At 53.6% G+C, this 2,580-nt stretch carries 3 protein-coding genes; all 3 read right to left on the bottom strand.

Translation table 11 applies throughout. The features are described from left to right. Positions 1 to 1,497, bottom strand: a 1,497-nt coding sequence (locus HWQ67_RS16105; RefSeq protein WP_218253706.1) for an ASKHA domain-containing protein, incomplete at its 3' end; no start/stop codon positions are given. 6 nt (positions 1,498 to 1,503) lie between these two features. Next, a complete protein-coding gene (locus HWQ67_RS16100) occupies positions 1,504 to 1,953 on the bottom strand; it encodes a hypothetical protein (RefSeq protein WP_218253705.1) in 450 nt (149 codons plus the stop codon). Between the two features lie 32 nt (positions 1,954 to 1,985). Next, positions 1,986 to 2,429: a cytochrome c gene (locus HWQ67_RS16095; RefSeq protein ID WP_218253704.1), complete on the bottom strand. Its 444-nt coding sequence runs from the start codon at positions 2,427 to 2,429 to the stop codon at positions 1,986 to 1,988. Positions 2,430 to 2,580 lie beyond the last annotated feature (151 nt).

Here is a 2,580-nt window from a genome sequence, read left to right as displayed (position 1 = left end):
ACGAACCTTCAACCTGCCTGGCTCGGTGTGCGGGATGAAGCGAGCCGAGAGAAATTCACGCATGAATTCGCCGTCTTCGTTCATTTCCTTGTATGTTATGAGGCCAGTAATGGTGTCTATGTCCTTGAGCAGTGAGCGGTCTAACAGCAGGGCCTCCGCTCCCAGGACGGAGGAGTTAGTGATGGCCTCAACCCTGTCCTTTGGGAAATCGGGGATGAGTCCGAGGGTGATGGCCGCATCGGGGTCTATGCCGGTGCCAAGTGCCCCCGTCAGGTATAACCGCCCGATATCATCAAACGTAACCCCGACGGAACCAATGAGCACGTAAAAGAGCGTAAACATAGCGGCCTTTGTCAACATAAACGTATCTATGTCGCCTTGGTTTATGACTATCCTGTTTGTGCCATCGTCGTGGATAACAAAGGCATACTGCCCCTGGGCATCCGATATGATGGCTTCACCGGGAACAAAGGCACCACGGTTATCTATCAACCCTGCCCTGTAGAGACTTGCCACGAGGCTCACCATCCCCGAGCCACAGATGCCATCGGGGGGGAGGCCGTCAAATGTCCTGACGGTTACCCTGGCCGTGGCCGGCTCTATGTCTACGTGATAAATTGCCCCCGGCGCAGCCCTCCTGCCGGCTCGCGCAACGCCCTCATCAAAGGCCGGGCCGGCCGCTCCGGCTCCCACAAGTATCCAGTCCTTGCACCCGACCGCCACTTCGGCATTGGTGCCAACGTCTATGAGCACCTGCGGCCTGTCGCTGAGATACAGTCCAGTGGCAAGTACGCCGGCCACCAGGTCACCACCAACGTAACTGCCAGTGCCAGGGAACACATACACCAGGGCCTCGCCGTTTATCCCCAGGGCCAATTCGTCGCCCCTGATAAAGCCCGGTGCGTGTATGGCCGGTACGTAGGGACTGACAGGGATGTTGTCTGTGGGCAGGTCTAACAGGAAGTGGGTCATTACCGTGTTACCGGCAATCGTCACCGCAACAACGTCCTGGGATGATACCCCCCCGGCATCAACAAGGTCACGGATCAGCGCCCTGACCGCCTCCACTAACACCACGTGAAGGGCATTGTCCTTTGCCGAGGCGGCATAAAACATCCGCGTCAGGATGTCCGAACCAAAGGCCAACTGTGGATTTGACGCCTGAGAGGTTTGCAACAGTCTGCCCGACTGTATGTCCACGAGGCGCCCTGCAATGTTGGTAGAGCCAAGGTCTATGGCCACGCCGAAGAGGACGGCAGGGTTGAGCGATATGACCCTGTAACAATGGCCATCCCAACCCATCGCAACGCTAATTGAGTAGTCTGACGCCCTCAGGAGTGCCGGCAACTGTCTGACAATACCCAGGGGGATGTACACCGGATGCCTGTTTATGCCCTGCAGCAACCTCTCCGTGTCGGCCTGCTTATCGACCTCCGTGGGGTGGGACAGCTCTATGTCCTCTTTCCATACCAGGGCGTTGATGTTCGTTATTGCCATACGTTCCTATCTCGATTTTGCAATCGTTTGTATTGAAAATGCCTTCTCCAGCATCCCGGGTAGCATGATGTACATGGCCACCGAAATTACTATCATGGAAACCGACAGGACGATGAGTGTATATGCTATTGCCACAGCCCCTTGCCCTCGACGTATAACTGTCCGCCTTATGACCCGTGTACCCTTGGGAGGGAACTGTTGAGTCCTCAGTACCTTGGCGCTGAACCTGATCAGATACACAGAGAACGCACAAATAACTATTGCCCCCGCCACCAGTACCAGCCTCAAAAGACTTACCATCTCGCCGATGGCCTTGTCAGGTGGCAGGGCCTTAATCTCTTCAAGGGTGTGCTGGAGATACTCGATTAGTCCCCCACCTGCGATAGTGACGGCAATGAAGATGAACAGAAACTGCCTTCTCAATACGGGGTCTGGTTCGATTATCTCTTGCTCCATGCACATACCCTTACGTCAATCATTGTCCGTGTTCACTGTCTGAACTTCCGGTGACAATTTACACAACCACCAAGGAGCTTATTGGTCAGCTTTAGCATAGCCTCCTGGTTGTTTTGCTGTGCGGCTACAGCGAGTTTTTCCAAGTCTTTATGAAATTCCCTGTCTAATTTCACGAACTCCTTGATGTTGTGTTGGTTCTTGGGAATATGCACGGAGCCGGTTTTAATGCCCTCGTGGGTCTTCTCCAGTGTCCCATGCAGGGGTTCCAGCGCCTTGTGTACCCGCTCTGCATCTCCCAAGGCAACGCCCGATACGATTTCGGTAAAAGCGCTGTTTAACTTCACCATTTCCTCCAGGAGCGGACTGGCTGCATGTTCCTCACGGTTCTGATGTCCCCAGGATGCCTGCACTGCTACAAATAAGAAAAGAGCAGCAAGCAGCACTGAGGCCATCTTGGTTACAGTGCGTTGTTTCACAAATCCTCCTTGTTAAGTTGTATGTTGATCATTTCTGATATCCCCACTATTATAGCAGATTTTAACAAGAAGGTGAAAATCCCCAATTTGCATCACAGCAAAACAACCAGGAGGCTATGCTAAAGCTGACCAATAAGCTCCTTGGTGGTTG

It is taken from the genome of Candidatus Magnetobacterium casense (assembly GCF_019173545.1).
Lineage (GTDB): Bacteria > Nitrospirota > Thermodesulfovibrionia > Thermodesulfovibrionales > Magnetobacteriaceae > Magnetobacterium > Magnetobacterium cryptolimnobacter.
Note: the sequence above shows the minus strand (reverse complement) of the source record. Positions and strands in the feature narration are given on the sequence as shown.

Excerpts from the sequence above, each read along its gene's own strand:
- HWQ67_RS16100 (WP_218253705.1), bottom strand. The coding sequence starts at position 1,953 with ATGGAGCAAGAGATAATCGAACCAGACCCCGTATTGAGAAGGCAGTTT.